Below are 2,621 nucleotides of genomic sequence, written 5' to 3' on the forward strand. Positions count from 1 at the left end.
TTTAAATAAAAAATTTATTAATAAAATTTTAATTATAAATATATTTTATAAATTCTATATTAAAATAAATTATAAAAATTTAATAAATGAATTTTTATTTAATTAATAATTAAAAATTTATTAACATTATAAACAATTTATTAACAATTAATATTTTATTGAATTTATTAAATAGATATACATTTTTGAATTCATTTTAATCTTTTTTAATATATTTTATTTTATTTAAATAATATATTATTTTAAATTTTAAAAAAACTACGATAATTATTATATGGTTTATATGTTAGTAAATTTTTCATATAAGAAAAAAATAAAAAATATATTTATTATATTGTTTATAATATTTTTATTGGTAATATTGATTATAAATTATTTATTATAAAAATTTATTATCGAAATTCAAATAATGAAATATATTAATTATTGTAAATATTGTTAATAATAAAAATATAAGAATAACTTTCTTTACTTTTTTTATAATTATATATATTATAAAACAATTAACAAAAGGTTTTTATTATGAAAAAGATTTTTATGATTATAATATTTGCTACGGTTTTTGTTTCTTGCAATCAAGTTTTCAAGAACAGATATAACTTGAATAAGGCATATACTTTATACGAAAAAGGAAAGAACGAAGACGATGATAAAGCGTTGCTCGAAATAACGGGAACTTATAACGATATAATAAACCAAAAGATATACGCTCAAGATAGACTTGCAGCCGTGTATAGAGCTTTGGGAGAAAGAAGTTTGGCTAAAGGACAATACGGATATTCCGCGAAATATTTTTCCGAAGCTTTGAAAATTTTACCGAATAGTCCTTATTTAAGATACGGACTCGGAATATCTTATTCTTATTTGGTTGAAAGCGCCGATACGGAAGAGAAGAAAAAAGATTTTATAGAAAGAGCGGAAAGCAATATAAATTTTGCAATTAGTAAAGACGCTAACAATCCAAATTATTATGCCGCTTTGGCTTCGCTTAAAGGAATCCAGCAAAATTATTACGAGGAAGCTTTGGAACTTATAAATAAAGCGGTTGAACTCTCTCCAAATAATATCGATTATCTTTTTGTTTTGGCAAGATTGCAATATAGCGTTGGAAATAGAGATAGAGCGGTTGAAGTTTATAGAAGAATATCCAATTTAACCGAATCTACCGCGGTAAGAGAGAGAGCTTTAAATAATATTAATCAAATAGTAAGTATGGGTAATTAAAATAAAATGAATAAAAACGACAATATAAAAACTTATTTGATAGCCCTTAATCAAATCGAGAAAATCGGAGACAGAAGAATATACGAACTTATAAAACATTACGAATCGGTTGAAAGTATTTTTGAAGAAAAAGAAAAAAATTTAAAAGAATTGATAGAAAAAAAATTTAAATTCAAAGTTAATGATTTTAGCAAAAATGAAATATTGGATAAAGCGGAAAATATAATAAAAAAATCCAAAGAATACGAAATAGGAATTTTAAGTTTATTCGATAAAGAATATCCTTTTAATTTGAAACAGATTGATAATCCTCCTTACATACTTTATTACAAAGGCGATTTAAAAAAATTAAGAAGAAATTCAGTTTCTATAGTGGGAACAAGAAACCCTACCAAAGAAAGTAAAAAATACGCGTTCGATATAGCTTCAAAATTATCCGCGTTGAATATAACGGTTGTGTCTGGCATGGCTAAAGGAATAGACAAAGAAGCTCATTTGGGCGCAATATCTTCGCTTGTAAATACTGCGGCGGTTTTGGGAAACGGAATAGATATAGTTTATCCTTCCGAAAATGTCAAAGTTTACAATAAATTGATTGAAAGCGGAATTGTTATAAGCGAATTTGAAGTCGGAAGAAAACCCGACAGAATGAATTTCCCAAGAAGAAATAGAATAATATCGGGATTATCTTACGCAACGATAATGGTTGAAGCTTCGAGCAAATCTGGAGCTTTAATAACGGTAGATTACGCTTTAAATCAAGGTAGAGAAGTTTATATAGCGCCTTACGATGAAAAATTAAAAGAATATTTCGGCAATCATAAATTGTATAAAGAAGGAGCTAAAATTATTAACGATATAACCGATATACTCGAAGATTTTGATTCCATATTTTCAAACGATGACGATTATTTGAAAATGAAATTAAAATATTTTGAAGGCGGCAATATTCCAAATAAAGGAGATAGCGAAGAAAATAAAATTATAAAAACTCAAAAAATTAAAGAGAATAATAAAGAAAATAAAACGATAAGAAAAATTACCGAAAATAAAAAAATTGAAAAGCCGAATTTGGAAGGAGACGAAGCTAAACTTTACGATATAATAAGCAAAAACGATAAAGTCCATATTGACGATATTATAGAAAAAACGGAAATGAAAACTCAAGTTGTGACTTCGCTTTTAATGCGGCTTGAAATAAACGGTTTCATAAAACAAACCGCGGGAAAATATTATACCGCTTTGTTATAGATTATAAAAATAAAAATTAAAATTTAAAATTGGATAGAAAGAATGGAAACTAATACTAAAATTGAAAAGAAAGAAAAAACTAATTCTAAAAAAAAGAAACTCGTAATAGTGGAATCGCCAGCAAAAGCAAAAACTATTAACAGATA

2 protein-coding genes are annotated in these 2,621 nt (G+C 25.4%); both read left to right on the forward strand.

Features of this window, described 5'->3' with window-relative positions; translation table 11 throughout:
• Positions 1-522 precede the first annotated feature (522 nt).
• Complete coding sequence (locus tag EZH24_RS10040; RefSeq protein ID WP_137999005.1) at positions 523-1,224, forward strand: tetratricopeptide repeat protein; 702 nt, start codon at positions 523-525, stop codon at positions 1,222-1,224.
• Between the two features lie 6 nt (positions 1,225-1,230).
• Complete coding sequence (dprA, locus tag EZH24_RS10045; protein WP_137999006.1) at positions 1,231-2,475, forward strand: DNA-processing protein DprA; 1,245 nt, start codon at positions 1,231-1,233, stop codon at positions 2,473-2,475.
• The last annotated feature ends 146 nt before the right edge of the window (positions 2,476-2,621 follow it).

Origin of the sequence: Brachyspira catarrhinii (assembly GCF_005518285.1) — a bacterium.
Lineage (GTDB): Bacteria > Spirochaetota > Brachyspiria > Brachyspirales > Brachyspiraceae > Brachyspira > Brachyspira catarrhinii.